Source organism: Vibrio sp. JZG10 (genome assembly GCF_054064075.1).
On sequence record NZ_JBSUGE010000015.1, the window covers coordinates 40,183 to 63,876 of the forward strand.

20 protein-coding genes are annotated in these 23,694 nt (G+C 45.4%); 18 read left to right on the forward strand and 2 right to left on the reverse strand.

All coding sequences use genetic code 11. The annotated features are described in order from the left end of the window. From fdx to ACWYVB_RS16830, 13 genes are all read left to right on the forward strand, one after another. Nucleotides 1-339 (forward strand): ISC system 2Fe-2S type ferredoxin, encoded by a 339-nt coding sequence (gene fdx / locus ACWYVB_RS16770; protein WP_005391548.1) that lies wholly within the window; start codon nt 1-3, stop codon nt 337-339. Nucleotides 340-383: 44 nt separating this feature from the next. Next, nucleotides 384-578, forward strand: a complete 195-nt coding sequence (gene iscX, locus ACWYVB_RS16775; RefSeq protein WP_005391546.1) for a Fe-S cluster assembly protein IscX — start codon at nt 384-386, stop codon at nt 576-578. A gap of 161 nt (nt 579-739) precedes the next feature. Then, a complete protein-coding gene (gene pepB, locus ACWYVB_RS16780; RefSeq protein ID WP_048626046.1) occupies nt 740-2,038 on the forward strand; it encodes an aminopeptidase PepB in 1,299 nt (432 codons plus the stop codon). Between the two features lie 95 nt (nt 2,039-2,133). Continuing rightward, nucleotides 2,134-2,559: a nucleoside-diphosphate kinase gene (gene ndk, locus ACWYVB_RS16785; RefSeq protein WP_005391542.1), complete on the forward strand. Its 426-nt coding sequence runs from the start codon at nt 2,134-2,136 to the stop codon at nt 2,557-2,559. A gap of 377 nt (nt 2,560-2,936) precedes the next feature. Continuing rightward, on the forward strand, nt 2,937-4,064 hold the full coding sequence (locus ACWYVB_RS16790) for a bifunctional tRNA (adenosine(37)-C2)-methyltransferase TrmG/ribosomal RNA large subunit methyltransferase RlmN (RefSeq protein ID WP_005391540.1): 1,128 nt from the start codon (nt 2,937-2,939) through the stop codon (nt 4,062-4,064). Nucleotides 4,065-4,499: 435 nt separating this feature from the next. Continuing rightward, nucleotides 4,500-5,450, forward strand: coding sequence for a cytoskeleton protein RodZ (gene rodZ / locus ACWYVB_RS16795; protein WP_074190947.1), 951 nt, complete (start codon nt 4,500-4,502; stop codon nt 5,448-5,450). 6 nt (nt 5,451-5,456) lie between these two features. Then, entirely contained in the window at nt 5,457-6,575 is a 1,119-nt protein-coding gene (gene ispG, locus ACWYVB_RS16800) for a flavodoxin-dependent (E)-4-hydroxy-3-methylbut-2-enyl-diphosphate synthase (RefSeq protein ID WP_005391537.1), read from the forward strand. A gap of 26 nt (nt 6,576-6,601) precedes the next feature. Continuing rightward, on the forward strand, nt 6,602-7,870 hold the full coding sequence (gene hisS, locus ACWYVB_RS16805; RefSeq protein ID WP_046874336.1) for a histidine--tRNA ligase: 1,269 nt from the start codon (nt 6,602-6,604) through the stop codon (nt 7,868-7,870). Nucleotides 7,871-7,996: 126 nt separating this feature from the next. After that, complete coding sequence (locus tag ACWYVB_RS16810; RefSeq protein ID WP_005391529.1) at nt 7,997-8,611, forward strand: YfgM family protein; 615 nt, start codon at nt 7,997-7,999, stop codon at nt 8,609-8,611. A 12-nt stretch (nt 8,612-8,623) separates the two neighbouring features. Then, nucleotides 8,624-9,784 carry an outer membrane protein assembly factor BamB gene (gene bamB / locus ACWYVB_RS16815; protein ID WP_074190949.1) on the forward strand — a complete coding sequence of 387 codons (1,161 nt, stop codon included), beginning with the start codon at nt 8,624-8,626 and terminating at the stop codon, nt 9,782-9,784. 167 nt (nt 9,785-9,951) lie between these two features. Further along, a complete protein-coding gene (gene der, locus ACWYVB_RS16820) occupies nt 9,952-11,448 on the forward strand; it encodes a ribosome biogenesis GTPase Der (protein WP_046874335.1) in 1,497 nt (498 codons plus the stop codon). A 59-nt stretch (nt 11,449-11,507) separates the two neighbouring features. After that, entirely contained in the window at nt 11,508-12,383 is an 876-nt protein-coding gene (locus tag ACWYVB_RS16825; RefSeq protein WP_053808754.1) for an alanyl-tRNA editing protein, read from the forward strand. Nucleotides 12,384-12,692: 309 nt separating this feature from the next. Further along, complete coding sequence (locus tag ACWYVB_RS16830) at nt 12,693-12,917, forward strand: zinc ribbon domain-containing protein (protein WP_053808712.1); 225 nt, start codon at nt 12,693-12,695, stop codon at nt 12,915-12,917. A 13-nt stretch (nt 12,918-12,930) separates the two neighbouring features. Here ACWYVB_RS16830 and xseA read toward each other — a convergent pair whose 3' ends face one another. After that, nucleotides 12,931-14,262: an exodeoxyribonuclease VII large subunit gene (xseA, locus tag ACWYVB_RS16835; RefSeq protein WP_258460403.1), complete on the reverse strand. Its 1,332-nt coding sequence runs from the start codon at nt 14,260-14,262 to the stop codon at nt 12,931-12,933. A 231-nt stretch (nt 14,263-14,493) separates the two neighbouring features. Between xseA and guaB the strand changes: the two genes are divergently transcribed. The 5 genes from guaB (at nt 14,494) to ACWYVB_RS16860 (ending at nt 21,927) form a co-directional block, all read left to right on the forward strand. Then, nucleotides 14,494-15,960, forward strand: coding sequence for an IMP dehydrogenase (gene guaB, locus ACWYVB_RS16840; protein WP_005391524.1), 1,467 nt, complete (start codon nt 14,494-14,496; stop codon nt 15,958-15,960). A gap of 99 nt (nt 15,961-16,059) precedes the next feature. Then, nucleotides 16,060-17,613, forward strand: a complete 1,554-nt coding sequence (guaA, locus tag ACWYVB_RS16845; protein ID WP_005391523.1) for a glutamine-hydrolyzing GMP synthase — start codon at nt 16,060-16,062, stop codon at nt 17,611-17,613. 165 nt (nt 17,614-17,778) lie between these two features. Further along, nucleotides 17,779-19,302 carry a Na+/H+ antiporter NhaC family protein gene (locus tag ACWYVB_RS16850; protein ID WP_457529496.1) on the forward strand — a complete coding sequence of 508 codons (1,524 nt, stop codon included), beginning with the start codon at nt 17,779-17,781 and terminating at the stop codon, nt 19,300-19,302. A gap of 212 nt (nt 19,303-19,514) precedes the next feature. Beyond that, nucleotides 19,515-21,155 (forward strand): chitinase, encoded by a 1,641-nt coding sequence (locus ACWYVB_RS16855; protein ID WP_457529498.1) that lies wholly within the window; start codon nt 19,515-19,517, stop codon nt 21,153-21,155. Nucleotides 21,156-21,336: 181 nt separating this feature from the next. Continuing rightward, nucleotides 21,337-21,927, forward strand: a complete 591-nt coding sequence (locus ACWYVB_RS16860) for an acetate uptake transporter (RefSeq protein WP_005391518.1) — start codon at nt 21,337-21,339, stop codon at nt 21,925-21,927. 99 nt (nt 21,928-22,026) lie between these two features. Here the strand turns inward: ACWYVB_RS16860 and ACWYVB_RS16865 are convergent, their stop codons facing one another. Continuing rightward, on the reverse strand, nt 22,027-23,574 hold the full coding sequence (locus tag ACWYVB_RS16865) for an alanine/glycine:cation symporter family protein (protein ID WP_012842106.1): 1,548 nt from the start codon (nt 23,572-23,574) through the stop codon (nt 22,027-22,029). Nucleotides 23,575-23,694 lie beyond the last annotated feature (120 nt).

A 23,694-nucleotide genomic window follows, 5' to 3' on the forward strand; every position in this document is an offset into this window, starting at 1 on the left:
ATGCCTAAGATTATTGTATTACCACACGACGATTTGTGCCCAGAAGGCGCAGTGTTGGAAGCAAACACTGGTGAAACCGTTCTGGACGTAGCGCTAAAAAATGGTATCGGTATTGAACATGCGTGTGAAAAATCATGTGCTTGTACCACCTGCCACGTGATCATCCGTGAAGGTTTTGATTCGCTAGAAGAAAGTGAAGAGCTGGAAGACGACATGCTGGATAAAGCGTGGGGTCTAGAGCCTGAATCACGTCTAGGGTGTCAGGCGAAAATTGCTGATGAAGACTTAGTGGTAGAAATTCCTAAGTACACGCTAAACCACGCTTCAGAAGATCACTAAAACTATCTTCCCAATATAGGGAAGAAGCAAAAGGAAGATGAGCAATGAAATGGACAGATTCTCGCGATATCGCGATTGAACTTTGTGACAAGTTTCCAGATGTTGATCCGCAAACGGTGCGTTTTACCGATCTTCATCAATGGATCATGGAGTTAGATGAGTTTGAAGATGACCCAAACCATTGTAACGAAAAGATTCTGGAAGCCGTTATCATGTGCTGGATGGATGAAGCAGACTAAGTCTGTAAAACACAGCCTAGTTAACAATTCTTACTAAAAAAAGCGGACCTTTAGGTCCGTTTTTTTATCCAATTGACATTTTTGCCCTACATAATGCTAACATCCGTGAGTTATTAAAAAGAAGCAGCGTAGGCAACGCTGCTATAAGACAAGGAGAAACCATGTCTACACAGATGTCTGTATTTTTAAGTCAAGAGTCGGCAGCACCACATTGGGGTGAAAAAGCACTGCTTTCATTCGCTGAAAACGGCGCAACCATTCATTTAGGTGAAGGTCACGATCTTGGTGCAATTCAACGTGCAGCTCGTCAGCTAGATGGCCAAGGAATTCGTTCTATTTTTCTTTCCGGTGATAACTGGGATTTAGAGAGCGTTTGGGCTTTCCACCAAGGTTACCGTAACCCCAAAAAACATGGCTCAGTTGAGTGGTCTGCATTGTCTGAAGAAGATCAAGCAGAGCTTCAAGCGCGTATTACTGCGACTGATTTTACCCGAGATATCATCAATAAAACCGCAGAAGAAGTTGCCCCTCGTCAGCTAGCGACAATGGCCGCTGAATTCATCAAATCTGTTGCGCCTAAAGGCACAGTGACAGCTCGTATCGTCAAAGACAAAGACTTGTTGGCAGAAGGTTGGGAAGGCATTTACGCCGTAGGCCGTGGTTCTGAGCGTACTTCTGCGATGCTTCAGCTAGACTACAACCCGACAGGTGACGAGAACGCACCAATATTCGCGTGTCTTGTCGGTAAAGGTATCACCTTTGATTCGGGTGGTTACAGTTTGAAGCCTTCTAACTTCATGAGCGCAATGAAAGCAGACATGGGTGGCTCAGGCACCATCACCGGTGGTCTTGCACTTGCGATTCTTCGTGGTTTGAACAAGCGTGTAAAACTGATCCTTTGTTGTGCAGAGAACATGGTTTCTGGTCGCGCACTCAAGCTTGGCGACATCATCACCTACAAAAACGGTAAAACCGTTGAAATCATGAACACCGATGCAGAAGGTCGTTTAGTGCTTGCTGATGGTCTTATCTACGCTAGTGAGCAAAAACCTGAGTTAATCATTGATTGTGCAACACTAACAGGTGCGGCGAAGAATGCGTTGGGTAATGATTACCACGCACTAATGAGTTTCGATGACGAGTTATCGCATCAAGCGCTCACTGCGGCAAACCAAGAAAAAGAAGGTTTATGGCCGCTACCACTTGCTGACTTCCACCGTGGAATGCTGCCGTCAAACTTTGCTGACCTATCGAATATCAGTTCTGGCGACTACTCTCCGGGTGCAAGCACAGCAGCTGCATTCTTGTCTTACTTCGTAGAAGACTACAAAAAAGGCTGGTTGCACTTCGACTGTGCGGGTACATACCGTAAAGCCGCGTCTGATAAATGGGCTGCGGGAGCTACGGGTATGGGCGTTCGTACACTTGCTCGTTTCCTCAATGAGCAAGCTGTTAAATAAGATTGATTGCAGCACTCTCTTGCTTGAGTGCTGCTCTTACCCAATAAGTCACTTTAAAAACACAACTATTATTACAAGTACAGAAAGGAAACTTTATGGCTCTAGAAAGAACATTTTCAATCATTAAGCCGGATGCGGTAGAGCGAAACCTAATTGGTGAAATCTATAACCGTATTGAAAAGGCTGGCCTACGTATTGTCGCTGCTAAAATGGTTCACCTGACTGAAGATCAGGCAAGCGGTTTTTATGCAGAGCATGAAGGCAAAGAGTTTTTCCCTCCATTAAAAGAGTTCATGACATCTGGTCCTATTATGGTTCAGGTACTGGAAGGTGAAAATGCGATTGCACGTTACCGTGAACTGATGGGTAAAACTAACCCAGAGGAAGCGGCATGCGGCACTTTGCGTGCTGATTACGCACTTAGCATGCGTCACAATTCAGTTCATGGTTCCGATAGCCCTGAATCTGCAGCGCGTGAAATTGAGTTTTTCTTCCCTGAGTCAGAGGTTTTCTCTCGCTAATTAGGGGTGATACTTCACTTGTTAGTGATGGTCTGATACAGAAAAGCCTCGGAACTTTCCGAGGCTTTTTCATTTCATATACCTGAGTTGAGTGGCAATGTTGACTGCATAAGTGATCTCTTATACGCGAACTAGTCTGACTATATAATGGGCTTTAAAGCCCAGTAACGTGAGTTATTTTTAGTCTTTTCCCTTTACGATTTCTACGCTTTTACTTTTGATAGTGTAATAGCCACTTATAGCGCAAGAGGTGCTTAAAATTTAATCATTTTGATTTTAATGCCTTAGCAAACTCAGGGTTTTACACCCCTTGTTGTGGCTGCATAAAGGCTGTACAATTCGCGCCCTTATTCTTGTTTCAGTCATTGAGAGGCAACATGACCACTGAAAAAATCAATCTACTCGACTTTGATCGCAAAGGCATGCGTCAGTTTTTCGCAGAAGAACTCGGCGAGAAAGCGTTTCGTGCCGATCAGGTTATGAAGTGGATCTACCATTTCGGTGTAGATGACTTCGAAAAAATGACAAATATTAACAAGAAGCTGCGCGAAAAGCTTTTACACAAGTGCGAAATCAAGGCACCAACAGTCGCAGAAGCTCAGCACTCTTCTGATGGTACGATCAAGTGGGCGATGAACGTTGGTGATCAGGATGTAGAGACGGTTTACATTCCAGAAGATGATCGTGCAACGCTTTGTGTGTCTTCTCAAGTAGGTTGTGCGTTGGAATGTAAGTTCTGCTCAACAGCACAGCAGGGCTTTAACCGTAACTTGAAAGTTTCAGAGATCATCGGTCAGGTGTGGCGTGCTGCACGTGAAATTGGTCTTGAGAAAGAAACAGGTCGCCGCCCAATTACGAACGTCGTGATGATGGGGATGGGTGAACCGCTTCTAAACATGAAGAACTTGATCCCGGCATTAGAGCTAATGCTGGACGACCTTGGCTTTGGTTTGTCAAAACGTCGTGTGACTGTATCTACATCAGGTGTGGTTTCTGGTCTTGATCAGATGACAGGCAAAATCGACGTCGCGTTGGCAATTTCCCTTCATGCGCCAAACGATAAGCTGCGTAGTGAAATCATGCCAATTAACGATCGTTGGGATATTCAAGATTTCCTAGCATCAGTTCGTCGTTACATCGCTTCATCGAATGCAAACCGCGGTAAGGTAACGGTTGAGTACGTACTTCTTGATCATGTGAATGATGACATGGACCATGCTCGTGAACTGGCTGAGCTGATGAAAGACACACCATGTAAGATTAACTTGATTCCGTTTAACCCGTACCCAGGGTCACCTTACAAGAAACCAAGTAACTCACGTATCGATCGCTTCCAAAAAACATTGATGCAATATGAGCATACAGTAACGGTTCGTAAGACTCGTGGCGATGACATTGATGCGGCGTGTGGTCAGTTAGTCGGTGATGTGATTGACCGAACTAAACGTACTGCAATGTTAAAAGCGTCGCGCGGTGCTGATACCATTGAAGTAAAAGCGGTATAAACGACCGGAATTCAAAAATAGCCAGAGCCATTTGCTCTGGCTATTTTGTTTAGCGATAAGGGCATTTCTGCCAAGATTTATGACGACAACTCTCCAACTCGAGGTTATTTGGGTATAATTTCGAATTCCTTTGTCAAAGTTTGGACAAAAGCTTGAGCTATCTGTTAGTTTGAGTGTAAAGAGTTTTTGTCTTCGTTACACATTCGCTTATCATGATATGTGACATTAACGATGACACCGATAATTCTCAGCATTTTCTCACATACGCTTTGCTGATTTTTGCAAAACGGGTATTCACACTCAAATCGCTGAGAGTTTCTTAAAATTATTATTTTGGTTAACGCGTTTAGGCTAGCTATCTTTTAAAGAGGCTTAAGAACAATAACGAAAATACATAACCACGTTAGCCACTAAAACAGATTAAATACCACCATTATGACAGAACACGAAAATACGAATGAAGTGCCACTTTCTATTGAAGCTGGCACATTACTGAAAAACAAACGCGAATCTCTTGGGATGAGTCAAAAGCAAGTTGCTGATCGCCTGAGGCTTCGCGTTTCTGTTATTGAAGATATTGAAAATAACCGATTTGAGTCTCAACAAGTTGCGACATTTACGCGTGGTTACTTGCGTTCTTACGCGAAGTTCGTGGGCCTTGATGAGAAGATGGTTTTGACTGCGTTAGAGCAGACAGCAGATGTACAGCCGCAAGAGCAAGAAATTGAAATGCAGAGCTTCTCTCGCAAAACAAAAGATGAGAAGCACAATAGCCGTATCATGCTCCTGACTTGGGTTATCGGGTTGGTCATTATTGGTATTTCTGCAGCTTGGTGGTGGCAAAACCAGCAAGAGAATAGCCTAACGAAGGAAGTTACGGATTCAAGTGTTGAAGCGCCGAAGCCCACAGCGCAAGAGTTAGCTGATATCGATTTAATGACGGCTGAGGAGTTAATCGCAAGTACTCCTGAAGACGTTGTTTCAACAAGTAACGATGTTGTTGAAACGAGTGAAGTACCAGTCGAGCAGGGTAGCGATCCTCTGCTTGCTGAAACTGAAAATACAACAAGCGTAGATTCTGAAGAACCTGTTGCCGTGATTGAAACTGCGGAAGAGGAACAGCCTGCGCCAGTCGTACCTGAAGGCATGACACTTCTTACTATGAAGTTTAAAGCGGACTGTTGGATTCAAGTAAAAGACACCAATGGTAAAACGCTGGTAAGTGGTACTCATAAACCAGGACAAGATGTAGAACTTACCGGAAAAGCGCCGTTTAAAGTGATATTAGGCGCACCGGAAGGGGTTACAATGACATTTGCAAGTGAACCTGTCGACCTTTCTGGGTATACTTCAGGCAAAGTAGCTAGATTCACTCTACCGTTATAAAAAATTATGCAACACGAATCTCCAATTATTCGTCGTAAATCGACGCGTATTTATGTGGGTGATGTGCCAATTGGTGATGGTGCGCCAATTGCCGTACAGTCAATGACTAACACTCGCACGACTGACGTAGAAGCGACAGTCGCTCAAATCCGAGCACTAGAAAAAGTCGGTGCAGATATCGTTCGAGTTTCTGTACCTACCATGGACGCAGCAGAAGCTTTCAAACTGATTAAACAGCAAGTTTCTGTACCATTAGTGGCTGATATTCATTTCGACTATCGTATCGCGCTGAAAGTGGCGGAGTACGGTGTTGACTGTTTACGCATCAACCCAGGTAACATTGGCAATGAAGAGCGCATTCGCGCTGTTGTTGACTGTGCTCGCGATAAAAACATCCCAATCCGTATTGGTGTCAACGGTGGATCTTTGGAAAAAGATTTACAGATGAAATACGGCGAACCAACGCCAGAAGCTTTAGTTGAATCGGCGATGCGTCACGTAGATCATCTCGATCGTCTTAACTTTGACCAATTTAAAGTTAGCGTGAAAGCTTCAGACGTCTTCCTTGCGGTGGATTCATACCGTCTGCTAGCGAAGAAAATCGATCAGCCTCTTCACTTGGGTATTACAGAAGCGGGTGGTGCTCGTGCTGGTGCTGTTAAGTCATCTGTTGGCTTAGGTATGCTGTTGTCTGAAGGGATCGGCGATACGCTGCGTATCTCTTTGGCTGCCGATCCAGTTGAAGAAATCAAAGTCGGTTTCGACATTCTTAAATCTCTGCGTATTCGCTCTCGAGGCATCAACTTTATTGCTTGCCCAAGTTGCTCGCGCCAAGAATTTGATGTGATTGGCACGGTGAACGCACTTGAGCAGCGTTTAGAAGACATCATCACGCCAATGGATGTGTCTATCATCGGTTGTGTGGTAAACGGCCCTGGTGAAGCAGAAGTTTCTCACTTAGGTCTAGCAGGCAGTAACAAGAAGAGCGCATTCTACGAAGATGGTAAACGCCAGAAAGAACGCTTTGATAACGATGACCTTGTGAATCAGCTAGAAGCTAAGATCCGTGCGAAAGCAGCCATGATGAATGGCGAAAACCGCATTGAAGTTAAAGTACAAGATTAATCTCAACGAGAATTACGGTAAGTATTGTGGCAAAAACAATTCAAGCAATTCGAGGCATGAACGATTGCCTCCCAACTCAGTCTCCACTGTGGCAGAAACTAGAAAACACAGTGAAAAATGTAATTAGCGCATACGGTTATAACGAAGTGCGCATGCCAATCGTTGAAGAAACAAACCTATTCAGCCGCGCTGTTGGTGAAGAGACAGACGTCGTTTCAAAAGAAATGTACACCTTTGATGATCGTAACGGAGACAGCCTAACACTTCGCCCTGAAGGTACTGCGGGTTGTGTACGTTCATGTATTCAAAACAGCCTGATCAACCGTGACGAACAGCGTCTGTGGTACATGGGGCCTATGTTCCGTCATGAGCGTCCGCAGAAAGGTCGTTACCGTCAATTCCACCAGTGTGGTGTCGAAGTGTTTGGCCTTAACGGTCCTGACGTTGATGCAGAACTTATCATGATGACGGCACGCTTATGGCGTGAACTGGGTATCAATGAACATGTTCGTCTTGAGCTGAACTCTATCGGTTCTCAAGAAGATCGCGCAGACTACCGCACAGCACTCGTTGCATTCCTTGAGCAACATATCGATGTGCTAGACGAAGATTGTAAGCGTCGCATGCACACGAACCCACTGCGTGTTCTGGATACGAAGAACCCTGACGTTCAAGCTATTTTAGGTGATGCACCTCGCCTTTCAGATTACTTAGGTGAAGAATCTAAAGCACACTTCGCAGGTCTATGTGAACTTTTAGACGCCGCAGGTATCGAATACACAGTTAACGAACGTCTAGTTCGTGGTCTGGATTACTACAACCGCACGGTATTTGAATGGATCACTGAGAGCCTAGGTGCTCAAGGCACCGTTTGTGGCGGTGGTCGTTACGATGGTCTTGTAGAGCAATTAGGTGGTAAACCAACACCAGCAGTTGGCTTTGCAATGGGCCTAGAGCGTCTTGTTCTGATGCTAGAAACACTAGAACTAACAGACGTTCGTCGCAGTGTGGATGTTTACGTAGTAACAGCAGGCGAAGGCACCATGATGGCAGGAATGAAGCTAGCAGAGCAGCTTCGTGAGTCCATCCCTGGCGTTCGTGTGATGAATCACTTCGGTGGTGGTAACTTCAAGAAACAGTTTAAACGCGCAGACAAAGTTGGTGCTGTAGTAGCATTGGTTCTGGGCGAAAACGAAGTTGCGGATAACACCGTAGTACTGAAAGACTTGGCTGGTGGTGAGCAAGAGACTTACAACCAAGCCGAAGTTGCAGAAAAGATCGCAGCACTGATTTAAGTCTTTTAGTAATCTAACAAAATTACATCCTAGTTCGTAAGCTAAGGCTCCCAAATGTGGAGCCTTTAAACGAAATAGGAACAATGGCAGCTAAGCTGCCATTTACATGTTTTAAGAGGACAGGAAGTGGAACTTTACGATACTGAAGAACAACAAGTTGAAGCCATTAAAGACTGGTGGAAGGAAAACGGCAAAGCCGTCATCATCGGTGCGGTTGTTGGCTTAGGTGGTTTATTTGGCTGGCGTTACTACCAGGATTCTGTGATTCAGGCGAGTGAAGCAGCTTCTCAAAGCTACACGACAGCAATGAATGCTTTGCAAGATAAAGGTACTGATGCTCAAGCTGACGTGAAAGCTTTCATTGAGTCAAATGAAGTAAAAGAATATTCAGTATTGGCTGCGCTACAACTTGCTAAAGCACAAGTTGAAGCTCAAGATCTTTCTGCTGCATTAGAGCAATTGAAGTGGGCGCAAAGCAACACTCAAGATGCTGCGCTGTTACCATTGATTAGTTACCGTATTGCGCGCATTGAAACGGAAATGGGTAACTTTGACGCTGCAACGGCAGAGCTAAGTAACGTCACTGATGCAGCATGGACAGGTCGTATTGCTGAACTTCGTGGCGATATTGCGATTCGCCAAGGTGACAAAGATGCCGCATACGCTGCGTATACTGAAGCTCAGCAAGCGGCAGACGCAAGCCCGACACTACAAATGAAATTGGACGATCTGGCGAAATAAGGACCGCATTGGATGAAAAGAGTCTTTAACAAAGCCTTGTTAGGGGCGTTAACAGTGGGAATTCTTGCCGGTTGTGCTGGTGAGAAAGATACCATTGTAATGGCGCCACTACCTCAGGTAGACAGTGAGTTTACAACCAGTAGTGAGTGGAGTACATCGGTTGGCGATGGTGTTGGTCATTACTTTTCAAAGCTATCCCCTGTATTTGCGAATGATACATTGTTCGTGGCAAGTCGCGATGGCTTAGTAAAAGCGCTGGATCCTGAAAACGGTAAACAACGTTGGCAAACGGACCTAGAAGAAGATGTCATTGCTCGTCTCTCTGGTGGTATCACAGCAGCATACGGAAACCTTTACATTGGCTCTGAGAATGGTGAAGTCATCTCTCTTGACCAAGAAACAGGTGAAATTGTTTGGCGTGTAAAAGTTGGTGGTGAGGTACTGGCGAAGCCAGTTGCAGATTCAGGCCTTATTATCATCAATACTAGCCGAGGCATGTTGATTGCCCTTAATGAGAGTACAGGTGAGCAACGCTGGGCATTGAGTACAGAAGTGCCGAACCTAACTTTACGTGGCGATAGTACTCCGACTGCAATTGGCGGCGGTGTATTTTGGGGAACGGCAAATGGCCGACTCGCAGCTGCTATCGTTGAGCGTGGTCAGCTGATTTGGCAACAGCCTGTTGGTACGCCAAAAGGCGCGACAGAAATTGATCGTTTGGTTGACGTTGATTCATCGCCAATTGTGCTAGGCGGTACTCTTTTCACCATTGGATACAATGGCCAACTTATAGCCATTGACTTGCGTTCAGCGAACCCGATTTGGAAGCGTAATTACTCATCTGCAACAGATATTTCTACAGATGGTAGCCGCATCTTTGTGATAACGGAAAAAGATCATGTTGTTGCCGTTGATTCACGAAGTGGGACTGAGTTGTGGGAAAACAGCTTGCTTGAGCACCGACAACTTACAGCGCCAGTTATTGTCGGCAATTATCTCGTTGTCGGTGACACGCTTGGTTACCTTCACTGGATGGATCGCTCAACGGGCGAATTTGTTGCACAGCAGTTTATCGATGATAGCGGCTTGGCCGTTGGCCCGACGTTATTGTCGGATGGTTATGTGATTACAACTCGCAACGGCGATGTAAAGAAACTAACCATTAACGAATAATATCGTGATATAATTCACATTCGGCTCCTGGCTGGTGACAGCTAGGAGCCGTTTTGTTGTTTGAATTTATTAACCCTGACGTGGTTATAGGTAAAAAGCTGGTTTGATTTGGCATCGAGCAAGTCGTTACCTATAACTACAGAAGAAAGATTATTGTAGAGGTTGTTATGGTACCTGTTGTAGCTCTAGTAGGGCGTCCGAACGTAGGTAAATCTACACTATTTAACCGATTGACTCGCACTCGTGACGCGTTGGTTGCGGACTTTCCAGGCCTAACGCGAGACCGTAAGTATGGCCAGGCGAGACTTGGTGAAGAGCACGAATTCATTGTGATTGATACCGGCGGTATTGATGGCACAGAAGAAGGCGTGGAAACAAAGATGGCAGAACAGTCATTAGCCGCGATTGATGAGGCTGATGTTGTATTGTTCCTTGTTGACGGTCGTGCTGGTCTGACTCCTTCAGATGCAGCAATTGCTGCGCATCTGCGTAAAATTGAAAAGCCAGCGATGCTGGTGGTAAACAAAATCGATGGTATTGATGCCGATGCGGCGTGTGCTGATTTTTGGCAGCTCGGCGTGGATGATATGTACCAGATTGCGGCCGCTCATGGCCGTGGTGTGACCGCTTTGCTTGAGCGTGCTTTATCTCCATTCTTTGATGATCTACTAACAAGTGAATCTGAAGACGGTGAGATTGAAGACCTGACTGGATTCGAAGACGAAGAGCCTCTTGTTGAAGATTACACTGAAGAAGACGCAGAAGCTGAATTCAAGCGCCTTCAAGAGCAGCCGATTAAGTTGGCGATCATCGGTCGTCCTAACGTAGGTAAATCGACACTGACTAACCGTATTCTGGGTGAAGAACGTGTAGTTGTATACGATATGCCTGGTACAACGCGTGATTCTATCTACATCCCGATGGAACGTGATGGACGCGAATACGTACTAATTGATACCGCAGGTGTTCGCCGTCGTGGTCGTATCAATGAAACGGTTGAAAAGTTCTCTGTTGTTAAGACGCTGAAAGCGGTAGAAGATGCAAACGTCGTTCTACTGGTGATTGATGCACGTGAAAATATTTCAGACCAAGACCTAAGCTTGCTTGGTTTTGCACTGAATGCTGGCCGCTCAATTGTCATCGCCGTTAACAAGTGGGATGGCCTAGACAGTGACGTGAAAGAAAGCGTGAAGAAAGAACTGGACCGCCGTCTAGGATTCGTCGATTTCGCGCGTATCCACTTTATCTCTGCGCTGCACGGTACTGGCGTTGGTCATTTGTTTGAATCTATCCAAGAAGCATACAACTCGGCGACAACACGTGTAGGTACCTCAGTACTGACTCGTATCATGAAGATGGCTGTGGATGATCACCAACCGCCAATGGTTCGTGGCCGTCGTATTAAACTCAAATACGCACACGCAGGTGGTTACAACCCACCGATCGTTGTTATCCACGGTAACATGGTTCGTGAATTGCCAGATTCGTATAAACGTTATCTGATGAACTACTTCCGTAAGTCTCTGGAAATTATGGGAACACCGATTCGCATTAACTTCCACAACAGTGATAACCCATACGAGAACCGTACGAATAAGCTTACGCTATCACAAGAGCGTAAACGTAAGCGTATGATGTCGATGGTGAAAAACCGCAATAAATAATGAAATTCGAATACCCAAGTTTCTACTTGGGTATTTTTTTATCAAAAGTAATCGTAAAAATGACTATCACAGCAACAAAGACTCGTTTTTGTCATCAAACATGGCAATTAGAAGCACAAATACAGCTCGTTCAATCTACGGAAGAAGTGACTTACGTTATTACAGATGTCACGCCGTTCCATCCCGTTAGTCACATATGGCCGGATCACCCTGCAGACAAAGGAACGTTGAAGGTGAATGGGGCTGAGCATGACGTGGTAGATTGCCAAGTTGGAGCAGTGGAGCAGGAGAGTGGTGCTTTGTATGTGGGTAGTGACATCCCTGTAAAGCGTGATGCTGAAGGTTGGGTGTTTGTCGTCGTGCATGTTTTATCACGTACGGAATCACTTGCAATTAATGACTTGGTAATATTAGCGGTAGATAAAGACTATCAAAATGCTTTGAGCCGAGGCCACACTGCAGGACACTTAGCGTATTTGGCGTTGAATAAAGTACTAGCGGAAGACTATTGGCGAAAAGACGCAGACCGCAAAGACCCACATGGTTATTATGACTTTAATAGCTATGCGCAAGTTACGAGTTATGTTACTCCAGACAAGTGCCTCGATACGTACCGTTTAGGCAAAACACTCCGTAAAAGAGGATTAAACAGTGCAGATATGCTGAATGACCTCCAGGCGATTGCAGAAAAAGTGAATGGCCAACTGGTTGAATGGCTTCAAAGAGATGCGATGATCACCATGGAATGCCACGGCGATAGATTAACTGACTCTCGCTATTGGAAGTGCGATTTAGGGGAAGGTCAATTAGCGGTAATCCCTTGTGGTGGAACGCATGCGAGCCATTTAAATGAGTTTGCTTTTATCCAAGTTAAACTCGTTGAGCTCGACGCTCAAACTATCGAAATGCACACCAATGTAAACACTGCTTTCTGAATAAGATCTTTTTATTAAATTCTAATTTTTCGTTTAATTAGATTCCTATAAGGTTTTTTGTTCTGCCTTGAATTCGAATGCAGAATATGTAACTTATGCTTTCGGTGTGTGGTTATATAAATATTCTTTTAAGGGGTGATCGCTGATCAAGGAGTAAATATCAGACGATCAGTATAAGATCCTACGTATCAAGTATGGTTATCGCCTCGTGAAACTTGTTAGGGCGGTGATGAAGATCAACATACTTGTTCGTTATTTTGAGTAGCATGCGTTACTCGAAATTGCTTAGTTTAGAGAGAGGAACGGGATATGCAGCAGAACATTTGCCCGACTTGCAATGTCGAACTGGAATGGACAGGACAATACCATTGTGAACAGTGTGAATCGGATTTTGAAAAAGTAGGTTTTTGCCCTGATTGTGAGGCGGAGCTGGAGAAGCTGCAAGCATGCGGTGCTGCGAGTTACTTTTGCAATGTGTGTAATGAACTCAAATCAAAATCACGTGTCCGATTTGAGTTCCAGAAAATCAGTTAACCAGAGTTTGTATTCAGTTAACGGTAGAACGAACGTCGCCTTCGGCTAATCGAGTAATCAATACATCTCCCGACTTAACATCTGAAGATTGCGTAATTACTTTACCTTGCTCAGTTTGAGTAATTGAGTAACCTCGTTTCAATGTCGCTAGTGGGCTGACGGTGTCTAACTTCTCTGCAGCAATCGCGAGTTGATGGCGCATAGTCAGTAACTTGCGATCCATTGCATCCATGAGCTTTTGCTCAACACGTTCTAGCTTCGACTTCTGCTCGGCAAGGCGTGTTACAGGAGAATTTAATTGCAGCCGATAATGTTGACGCTCGATTCGCTGTTGACGCAAGGCAATAAAACGACTCATCGCTCGCTGTAAGCGCATGTCCAACTCATCTAACTGTTGCGTCTGACGTTGCAAGCGATAGCTTGGGTGCTGTCTCTCTAGACGGTGCACTAATTGAGCAGATTGCTGCTTTTGTTGTGCTAGGTAGTAACGCATCGCGCTCGCTAACTTATGCTGGCGGGTAACTAAAGCTTGATCTTTGTGGCTGTTATCACGGCTTACTAGCTCAGCGGCAGCTGATGGAGTAGGCGCGCGTACGTCGGCGACAAAATCAGCTATTGTCACGTCAACTTCATGTCCAACGGCGCTAATAATAGGAATTTGGCTTGCTGCAATCGTGCGAGCTAATATCTCGTTGTTAAAGCACCATAAGTCTTCTAATGAACCACCACCTCGGCCCACAATTAGCACATCACATTCATCACGGCTGTTAGCGCGACCAATGGCTTGTGCAATTTGAATGGCTGCGTCCTCACCTTGTACCACTGTCGGATAAACCACAACGGGTAGGGAAGGATCACGACGTTTCAATACGTCTAAGATATCGTAAAGCGCGGCACCAGTTTTCGATGTGATGACGCCAACACGTTTAGGGTGCTCAGGCAAAGATTGCTTATTGGTTTGCGCGAACAACCCTTCTGCTGCAAGCTTCATTTTCAGCTCTTCAAACTCTTGCTGAAGACGGCCGTCACCTTCCGGTTGCATGCTTTCGATGATCAATTGGTAGTCACCGCGAGGCTCATAAAGAGACAGACGAGCTTTTACTAGGACTTGATTACCGTTAGCGGGTTTGAAAGTAACGCGGCGATTGTTACCACGAAACATGGCACATTTAACTTGAGCGCGAGAGTCTTTAAGAGTGAGGTACCAGTGACCAGAGACAGGAGCTGAGAAGTTGGATATCTCTCCGACGAGCCAAACGATCCCCATTTCGTTTTCAAGGAGTAAACGAACTTCTGCGTTGAGACGAGAAACAGTAAAGATGTTTTGATTGGTCTTGGAGAGCACAGCTAATCTCTTAGACGTGAGTATGGAAATTAGCGGTAATATAATACATAGCAAGGGGGTAATTGCAAGAAAAAAATTAAAAAATTTGTGGTCAAGCGATTGCGTTAACCGTATAATCCCTCCGCAATATCTAATCCAAATGTAGCTTGTTGCTAACACAGGTTACCCTCATTATGCGAAACGATGAGATTGGATTGTTCTTTTTACTCCTCTAATTGTGAGATATTGCAAATGCTAAGAATTGCCAAAGAAGCGCTGACATTCGATGACGTACTACTTGTGCCAGCACACTCCACCGTTCTCCCAAACACAGCTGATCTTCGCACTCAGCTAACTAAGAACATCACCCTAAACATCCCAATGATTTCAGCGTCTATGGACACTGTTACTGAAGCTCGTCTAGCGATCGCGCTAGCGCAAGAGGGTGGCATTGGCTTTATCCACAAGAACATGTCTATTGAGCAGCAGGCAGCCGAAGTTCGTAAAGTTAAGAAGTTCGAAGCTGGTATGGTGACTGACGCGGTTACAGTAAACCCTGACGCGACCATCGCTGATGTTGTTGCACTCACTGAAAAGCATGGTTTTGCAGGTTTCCCTGTTGTCACTGAGAGCAATGAGCTTGTTGGTATTATCACTGGTCGTGACGTTCGTTTTGTGACGGACCTTTCTAAGAAAGTATCTTCAGTAATGACGCCAAAAGAGAAGTTGGCAGCGGTTAAAGAAGGTGCTACACGAGAAGAAGTGCAAGAGAAAATGCACGAAGCTCGCGTAGAGAAAGTATTGGTTGTGAATGATGAGTTCCAACTAACCGGTATGATTACTGCGAAAGACTTCCACAAAGCAGAACGTAAACCAAACGCATGTAAAGATGAGCGTGGTCGCCTACGTGTCGGCGCAGCAGTTGGTGCTGGTGCTGGTAACGAAGAGCGAGTTGCTGCACTAGTTGAAGCTGGCGTTGACGTTCTACTTATCGACTCTTCACACGGTCATTCTGAAGGTGTTCTAAGCCGCATTCGTGAAACACGTGCAGCTTACCCAGATCTAGACATCATCGGTGGTAACGTAGCAACAGGTGCTGGTGCTAAAGCACTAATCGAAGCTGGCGTAAGCGCAGTGAAAGTTGGTATCGGCCCTGGTTCTATCTGTACAACTCGTATTGTAACGGGTGTGGGAGTTCCACAAATCACTGCAATCGCAGATGCGGCAGAAGTTGCTAATGATTATGGTATTCCAGTTATCGCTGACGGTGGTATCCGTTTCTCAGGTGATATCTGTAAAGCAATCGTAGCAGGCGCATCATGTGTGATGGTTGGTTCTATGTTTGCAGGTACTGAAGAAGCGCCGGGTGAAGTGATTCTATACAACGGCCGTTCTTACAAGTCTTACCGTGGCATGGGTTCTCTTGGTGCAATGTCTCAAGGTTCTTCTGACCGTTACTTCCAGTCTGACAACGCAGCGGACAAGCTAGTACCAGAAGGTATCGAAGGTCGTATCGCATACAAAGGCCGTCTAAAAGAGATCGTACACCAACAAATGGGTGGTCTACGTTCAAGCATGGGTCTAACTGGCTCTGCAACTATCGAAGATATGCGTACGAAAGCTGAATTTGTACGTATCTCTGGTGCTGGTATGCAAGAGTCTCATGTACACGATGTTCAAATTACTAAGGAAGCACCGAACTACCGTCTAGGGAACTAATTACCTAACGGAAACGTTTGCTTTTTCCTTGAAGCATTAAGAAGAGGCGAGTACACTCGCCTCGGTTTTAATCACTTAGCCTTAAAAAGACTGCTCAAAATGACTAAAAATATCCATGACCAACGTATTCTGATCTTGGACTTCGGTTCTCAGTACACTCAATTAGTAGCACGCCGCGTACGTGAAATCGGCGTTTACTGTGAACTATGGAGCTGGGATGTAGAAGAAGCGGATATTCGCGAATTCAACCCAGATGGCATTATCCTATCTGGCGGTCCAGAAAGCGTAACGGAAGAGAACTCTCCACGCGCGCCTCAATATGTATTTGACTCTGGTGTTCCTTTACTTGGTGTATGTTACGGCATGCAAACTATGGCGGAACAACTAGGTGGCAAAGTAGCAGGCTCTAACGAACGTGAGTTTGGCTACGCTCAGGTTAAAGTTTCTGGTGAATGTGCCTTATTTAAAGATCTTGAAGCAACTCAAGACGTATGGATGAGCCACGGCGACAAAGTAGTAGAGATCCCAGCCGATTTCGTAAAAGTTGGTGAGACAGACACTTGTCCTTACGCTGCGATGGCGAACGAAGAGAAGAAATACTACGGTGTTCAGTTCCACCCAGAAGTGACACACACAAAAGGTGGCCTACAAATGCTTGAGAACTTTGTTCTTGGCGTATGTGGCTGTGAGCGTCTATGGACTTCGGAATCTATCATCGAAGACGCGGTTGCTCGCATTAAAGAGCAAGTGGGTGACGACGAAGTTATCCTAGGCTTATCTGGTGGTGTGGATTCATCTGTTGTTGCGATGCTAGTGCACCGCGCAATTGGCGACAAGCTAACGTGTGTATTTGTCGATAACGGTCTACTTCGTTTAAACGAAGGCCAACAAGTGATGGATATGTTTGGCGATAAGTTCGGCCTAAACATTATTAAAGTTGATGCAGAAGATCGTTTCCTTGAAGCTCTGAAAGGCAAGTCTGACCCAGAAGAGAAGCGTAAGACTATCGGTCACGTATTCGTAGATGTATTCGATGAAGAGTCTAAGAAGCTGAAAAACGCGAAATGGCTAGCTCAAGGTACGATTTACCCTGATGTAATCGAGTCTGCGGCATCTAAGACTGGTAAAGCGCACGTAATCAAATCGCACCACAACGTGGGCGGTCTACCAGATGAAATGGAAATGGGTCTTGTTGAGCCACTACGTGAGCTGTTCAAAGATGAAGTACGTAAGATTGGTCTAGAGCTAGGCCTGCCTTATAACATGCTTTACCGCCACCCATTCCCAGGTCCTGGTCTAGGTGTTCGTGTTCTTGGTGAAATCAAGAAAGAATACTGTGACTTGCTACGTCGTGCTGATGCTATCTTCATTGAAGAGCTTCACGCTGCAGACCTATATGACAAAGTATCTCAAGCGTTCACGGTATTCCTACCAGTTCGCTCTGTAGGTGTAATGGGCGATGGCCGTAAATACGACTGGGTTGTATCACTGCGTGCAGTAGAAACCATCGACTTTATGACGGCACACTGGGCGCATCTACCATACGACTTCCTAGGTAAGGTATCTAACCGCATTATCAACGAAGTTGATGGCATCTCACGTGTTGTTTACGATATTTCAGGTAAGCCACCAGCGACAATCGAGTGGGAATAATTTTCCTCTAGACTGTTGAGCTTATAAGAACCAGCCTCCGGGCTGGTTTTTTTGTGCTTCAAATTTGTGAAGAGGGGACTCAAATTTTTTATAGGAGATATATACATGCGGAAAGATTAGATATATATTCATTTTAATTGTTTAAATATTATAAATGGTATTGCTATGGAACAGGCTGACGTTACCTCTCTCATTCCCATCCTTATTACTCTTTTCCTCGCGCTGACCACGAGAAATGTCGTTGTTGGTTTGTTCGCCGGTGTGGTTAGTGGTGTCGCCATGCTTGAAGGCACCTTTGTCGAAAAAGGGCCGCTAGAATCGTTTAGTGCATTGATGAAAAGTTACCTGCTTCCGCAACTTACCGATAGCTATAACGCTGGTGTGATTTTATTATTAGTGTTCATCGGTGGTTTTGTTGCTCTTATGGAAAAGTCAGGCGGTGGTGTTGCCTTTGCTAAAAAGGTCACTCAGTGGGTGGCGAGTAAATGCCAAGCTCAGATCTCTGCATGGTTTGGCGGTGTTGTTATCTTCTTCTCAGACCTTGGTACACCCTTGATTGTTGGCCCGGTGTTCCGGCCTTTATTTGATAAGCTAAAAGTATCACGTCAAAAATTAGCTTTTATTATCGATTCCACATCCTCTCCCGTCGCAATCTTGATCCCTTTTATCGGGTGGGGCGTTTACATCATGGGTTTGATTCAAAAGGAGTTTACGGCTCTAAATGTCACGATGAGTGATTGGGATGCTTTCATTGGTGCCATTCCGTACCAGTTTTACGCCTTTCTAGCGATTGCGATTGTACCGATTGTCTCTTTCTTCAAGTTGGACTTCGGCCCGATGGCGAAGGCCGAACGGTTAGCTGAACAAGGTTCCGACTTTGGAAAAGTTCAGGAATCGATGAATGTATTTACGCATAAAAATGCAAAATCCAGTTTTGTCTGGGCGCCTTTGCTCGTTATGCTGGTGGTCCTATGTACCATCCTCGTACCACACGGTTTTCCTTTTCAAAAAGTGGCGGGCTCAACGTTTAGGGCTGCGCTGTCTTCTGCATACTTCTTCGCCGCCTTCACTTTAATTGCGCTGATGGCGTTTTATGGCGTCAGAAAGCTTTCCGATGGTATCCAAGTCTACCTGAAAGGCATGTCAAACATGATGTCAGTGGCGGTGATTTTGGTATTGGCTTGGGCGCTTAGCTCGGTTGGAAAAGAATTAGGTGCAGCTGCATACATTGCTGAACAAGCTCAAGCCGGTTTCCCGTATTGGCTATTGCCAGCAGTCGCCTTTTTGCTTGCTGGTATTATTTCGTTCGCTACGGGATCATCTTGGGGGACATTTGCCATCATGATGCCATTGGTGATCCCAACGGCCGTCGCGATTGATGCCCCTTTGTTAGTTTGTATTGGTGCAGTGTTATCTGGTGGCCTGTTTGGCGATCACTGCTCGCCAATCTCTGAAACGACGATTTTGTCGTCGACAGGGGCAGGGTGTGAGCAGTATGAGCACTTCCGTACACAGTTGCCTTACGCATTACTCAATGGAATGATTGCATTCGGGTGTTTCCTTTTAGCTGGAATCAACGCCTCGCCAGTGATTGTGCTTGCCGCCATTGTTGCCCAGTGTGTGGTTTATTTTGTGTTGTCTAAACAAAAATCAACCGCGAAGCTAGACGTGGTTTCGGCAGAACAATAAAGATAGAAATATCATAAAGCGGAGGCTCATTGGGTCTCCGCTTTTCTTTTGAGTCAAGGTAACATTTTTCTTGTGACAAAATGTGTGCGAGGACTTATTTATTCATTTTGTCTCGCAGAATCAACGCACTTAGCTCGGCGTTTTGTATATATGATCCACTATATGTCTAGTTATTCCTTGTATATTGTATTGTTAAAATCCGGAGACTAGACATGTTTGCACTCAAACATCTTCCTCTTGCATTGAGTTGTGCCCTAGCTGCACAAGCGAATGCGAGTATGAATATCCAGCCCGATCCGCAGAATCCAAACGGTTATGTCATTGCTCGTGGTGACGTTCAAGCCGTAGAGCAAAGCAAAACCTCTGACCCTATGTATGCCATTTGGTCACAAGCATTAGAGACGCGCCCGAACTCAGTGGTGGAGGCGATTGTTCCTGGAGCGGCAACCAATCCAGAAAACGTGAAGCGTGTAGAGCGTGTGTTCCCTGAAAGTGAGTGGGACTTCCTGACTCAAATGGCGGCACCTGAATACACTTACACGCGTTTCCTACGTGCAATTGGTAAGTTCCCAGCATTCTGTGGTGAGTATACGGATGGTCGAGATTCGGATGCGATTTGTAAAAAATCGATCGTGACAGCCTTTGCTCACTTTGCGCAGGAAACTGGTGGTCATATTTCGATTGATAACGTATCGGATAACCCTCTTGGATTGGAAGAGTGGCAGCAAGCTTTGGTTCATGTGCGTGAAATGGGCTGGTCAGAAGGTCAAGAAGGTTACACGACCGGTTGTGGTCAGAATGACTGGCAAAATAAGCGTTGGCCATGTGAACCAGGACAAGGTTACTTTGGACGTGGTGCTAAACAGCTTTCTTACCATTTTAACTATGGCGCGTTCTCTGAAGTGATGTTTGATGGTGATGCATCTGTATTGCTAAAAAATCCAGGCTTGGTTGCGGATTCATGGCTGAACTTGGCATCGGCTATCTGGTTCTTCCTAACTCCACAAGCACCGAAACCAGCAATGCTGCATGTGATTGACCGTACTTGGGTGCCTTCACAGCGTGAGCTTGATGCTGGCATTGGTTACGGCTTTGGTACCACCATCAACGTGATCAATGGTGGTATTGAGTGTGGTGAGCAAAACAAGGATAAAGGTCAACCTGTTAACCGTATTCGTTATTGGGAAGGTCTTGCCGCCCATTATCAAATTCCAATTGAAGCTGATGAAACAAACACTTGTTGGCAGCAGACTCCTTACGGCAGTCTGAACCTAAATGGTGCGACAGACGTGCTTTACACCAACTGGGATGGTAACTGGAAATACTACTCAGATCGCCCTGGAGGCCATTCGTTTGAATGTGAGTTGGTTGGTTTCCAAACGGCTTACTCTGCGCTAGTTGCGGGTGATTACGAGAAGTGCGTAACTAACTTCTACCAATCTCATGCGGGGTGGCCAGAAGTTCGTGTGGTTGAAAAACTAGACCCTGTTGATCCGGTCGATCCACCTGTAGGTGGCGTGGCGGCTTGGGATGCAGGCAAAGTGTACAACACTGGTGATCAAGTCTCTTACCAAGGTGCTGTTTACGAAGCGAAATGGTGGTCACAAGGTAATGAGCCAACGAAAGGCGACCCGTGGAAGCTGGTCTCAGGCACTCCGACAGAGCCGCCTACAACGGAACCTGAACCACCAGTGACAGGTAATTTTATTCAGTGGGAGCCGGGCGTAACGCAAGTCGCTAACGGCGATAAAGTGACGTACCAAAACAAATGCTTTGTCGCAAAAAACGGCCCTGGAGTGTGGGAAAGCCCAACGCAAAGTAACTGGTTCTGGGACGAGATCTCTTGCCTGTAGTTGATTGAAAAGTAGTCTAACCATCTATAAAGACTCTGCTTTTTAGCGGGGTCTTTTTTTATTTGAGCGGTTGCTTATTTATGGAATCTAAGTTTTCAATAACAGTTTTTCTCTTTTGTTCTGGGGCCCATTAAAATTCGCGCGCATTTTTTATCAACATTTTTGAAAAAGGTATTTGTACATGTCGACAAAACTGGCTAACCCAGCACCGCTAGGTCTAATGGGTTTCGGTATGACCACTATTCTGCTCAATATTCATAATGCAGGATTTTTCCCAATTGACTCTATGATTCTAGCGATGGGCATCTTTTACGGTGGCCTTAGCCAAGTAATCGTTGGCATCATGTGCTTTAAACGCGGCGACACGTTTGGCACAACTGCGTTTACTTCTTACGGTCTATTTTGGCTAACACTAGTAGGCTTGATCGTAATGCCTCACATGGGTCTTCCTGCAAGCCCAGCAAGCTTTATGGGTTGGTATCTAGCGCTTTGGGGCATCTTCACTGGTTTCATGTTCATTGGTTCTCTATGCTACCCAACAGCGAAGCAAGTGGTATTTGGTTCTCTAACTATCCTGTTTTTCTTGCTTGCTGCTCGTGATTTCACTGGTAGCGAAGTGATCGGTGCTATCGCTGGCTTCGAAGGTATCTTCTGTGGCGCAAGTGCAATTTACTTCGCAATGGCGCAAGTACTAAACAACGAATTTGGTCGTGAAGTTCTACCTGTAGGTAAAGCAAAAATCGCTCGTAAAGTAGAAGCTGTCGCTGCTTAATCCTTTACACATAATGCAGAAAAGGGGATTAACCAATGGTTAATCCCCTTTTTTATGCCCTTAAACGGACCACTGCTTTTTCTTGTTTATGCGTTAAGGCTATGTTGATGGCTGTTCAACAGTTTCTGTAGTACTGTTGTCTGCCGTTGGTGCCTTACCCGTTTTACGCTTGTACTTATCTTCCCAGTAATCTGCGCCTTTAATGCCTAGCGCTACAGGGTTGAATGTAAAGTCGGTCACACCACGTTTTTGTTGTTCTTCGTAATCGTTCAATGCTTTGAGAGCTGGTTTCGACATAAAGAAGATGATCAAAATACCGACGATGTTAAGCCATGCCATTAGACCTACACCTACATCACCCATCGCCCAGGCTAAGTTGGCGGTTTTCACGGTTCCGTAGAACACGGATGAAATAATGATGACTTTCAGAATAAACATCAGCCCATTTACTTTGAATGTACGACGAATGTAAGCAATGTTCGTTTCTGCAATGTAGTAGTAAGCCAGAATGGTCGTAAACGCAAAGAAGAAGAGTGCGATTGCGATGAATGGTTTACCCACACCAGGTAGCGCACTTTCGATCGCCATTTGCGTAAATACAGGACCATTCGCACCAATATCAGCCGGTAGGTTTTGAATTAGGAACGTACCTTCAACTGCACCATTTACGTTGTACGCGCCAGTGATAAGAATCATAAACGCGGTTGCTGAACACACAAGTAGTGTATCGATGTAAATAGAGAAAGATTGAACAAGGCCTTGCTGAGCTGGGTGATCAACACTCGCTGCAGCTGCAGCGTGAGGACCAGTACCTTGACCTGCTTCGTTGGAGTAAACGCCACGTTTTACACCCCAACCGATTGCCGCACCAACACCTGCCATTGGTGTGAACGCGTCACCAATGATCATGCCAAAAATGCGTGGAACCTCACCAATGTTTAGAAGGATGATGACAAATGCAGTGATGATGTAAGCCAGCGCCATAAATGGCACAACGATTTGGGTAAAGTTCGCAATACGTTTTACGCCACCGAAGATGATGAAGGCCAGAATGACACAGACAACCGTACCAGTGAAAATTTTAGCAAAACTGAAGGTACCAATAGCGGTTTCAATCATGTCACCTGAGCCAAATGCTGCTTCTACTGCGTTACCGATGCTGTTCGATTGAACGCCAGGAAGTAGAACACCACATGCAAAGATGGTTGCGATAGCGAAGATCCAAGCGTACCATTTTTGTCCCATTGCTTTTTCAATGTAGTAAGCAGGACCACCACGGAATTCACCTTCGTCTTCTTCTTTATAGATTTGCGCAAGTGTCGACTCTGCGTATGCGGTTGCAGCGCCAAAGAAGGCAACGACCCACATCCAGAATACGGCGCCTGGTCCACCGAAACCGATAGCGGCAGCAACACCAGCAATGTTACCTGTACCTACACGGCCAGATAGTGAAACGGCAAGTGCCTGAAATGACGATATCCCTTTTGTTGAACTCTTCCCTGAAAGTAATAAGCGCCACATCTCAAAGAAGTGACGAATTTGTACAAAACGCGTCATGATTGAATAGAACAAACCTGCGCCAAGGCACAGATAGATCAGTACCGGGCTCCAAATAATTCCATTCAGAAAATCAACTAATGACTGCATGAGTATTTTCCCTGTTAGTTGTGTTTGTGGTTGTTTTTCACACAATACATTACCCTTTATGTAATGCAAATGTTAACTTTTTTGGCTATAAATCCTTTGTAGCGTGATGGTGAACACAGA

What these genes read in the sequence shown, in the direction of transcription:
- guaB (WP_005391524.1), top strand. Translation starts at nt 14,494, where the DNA reads ATGCTAAGAATTGCCAAAGAAGCGCTGACATTCGATGACGTACTACTT.
- guaA (WP_005391523.1), top strand. Translation starts at nt 16,060, where the DNA reads ATGACTAAAAATATCCATGACCAACGTATTCTGATCTTGGACTTCGGT.
- ispG (WP_005391537.1), top strand. Translation starts at nt 5,457, where the DNA reads ATGCAACACGAATCTCCAATTATTCGTCGTAAATCGACGCGTATTTAT.
- ndk (WP_005391542.1), top strand. Translation starts at nt 2,134, where the DNA reads ATGGCTCTAGAAAGAACATTTTCAATCATTAAGCCGGATGCGGTAGAG.
- ACWYVB_RS16790 (WP_005391540.1), top strand. Translation starts at nt 2,937, where the DNA reads ATGACCACTGAAAAAATCAATCTACTCGACTTTGATCGCAAAGGCATG.
- ACWYVB_RS16860 (WP_005391518.1), top strand. Translation starts at nt 21,337, where the DNA reads ATGTCGACAAAACTGGCTAACCCAGCACCGCTAGGTCTAATGGGTTTC.
- pepB (WP_048626046.1), top strand. Translation starts at nt 740, where the DNA reads ATGTCTACACAGATGTCTGTATTTTTAAGTCAAGAGTCGGCAGCACCA.
- ACWYVB_RS16850 (WP_457529496.1), top strand. Translation starts at nt 17,779, where the DNA reads ATGGAACAGGCTGACGTTACCTCTCTCATTCCCATCCTTATTACTCTT.
- bamB (WP_074190949.1), top strand. Translation starts at nt 8,624, where the DNA reads ATGAAAAGAGTCTTTAACAAAGCCTTGTTAGGGGCGTTAACAGTGGGA.
- der (WP_046874335.1), top strand. Translation starts at nt 9,952, where the DNA reads ATGGTACCTGTTGTAGCTCTAGTAGGGCGTCCGAACGTAGGTAAATCT.
- rodZ (WP_074190947.1), top strand. Translation starts at nt 4,500, where the DNA reads ATGACAGAACACGAAAATACGAATGAAGTGCCACTTTCTATTGAAGCT.
- fdx (WP_005391548.1), top strand. Translation starts at nt 1, where the DNA reads ATGCCTAAGATTATTGTATTACCACACGACGATTTGTGCCCAGAAGGC.
- ACWYVB_RS16825 (WP_053808754.1), top strand. Translation starts at nt 11,508, where the DNA reads ATGACTATCACAGCAACAAAGACTCGTTTTTGTCATCAAACATGGCAA.
- ACWYVB_RS16865 (WP_012842106.1), bottom strand. Translation starts at nt 23,574, where the DNA reads ATGCAGTCATTAGTTGATTTTCTGAATGGAATTATTTGGAGCCCGGTA.
- iscX (WP_005391546.1), top strand. Translation starts at nt 384, where the DNA reads ATGAAATGGACAGATTCTCGCGATATCGCGATTGAACTTTGTGACAAG.
- ACWYVB_RS16830 (WP_053808712.1), top strand. Translation starts at nt 12,693, where the DNA reads ATGCAGCAGAACATTTGCCCGACTTGCAATGTCGAACTGGAATGGACA.
- ACWYVB_RS16855 (WP_457529498.1), top strand. Translation starts at nt 19,515, where the DNA reads ATGTTTGCACTCAAACATCTTCCTCTTGCATTGAGTTGTGCCCTAGCT.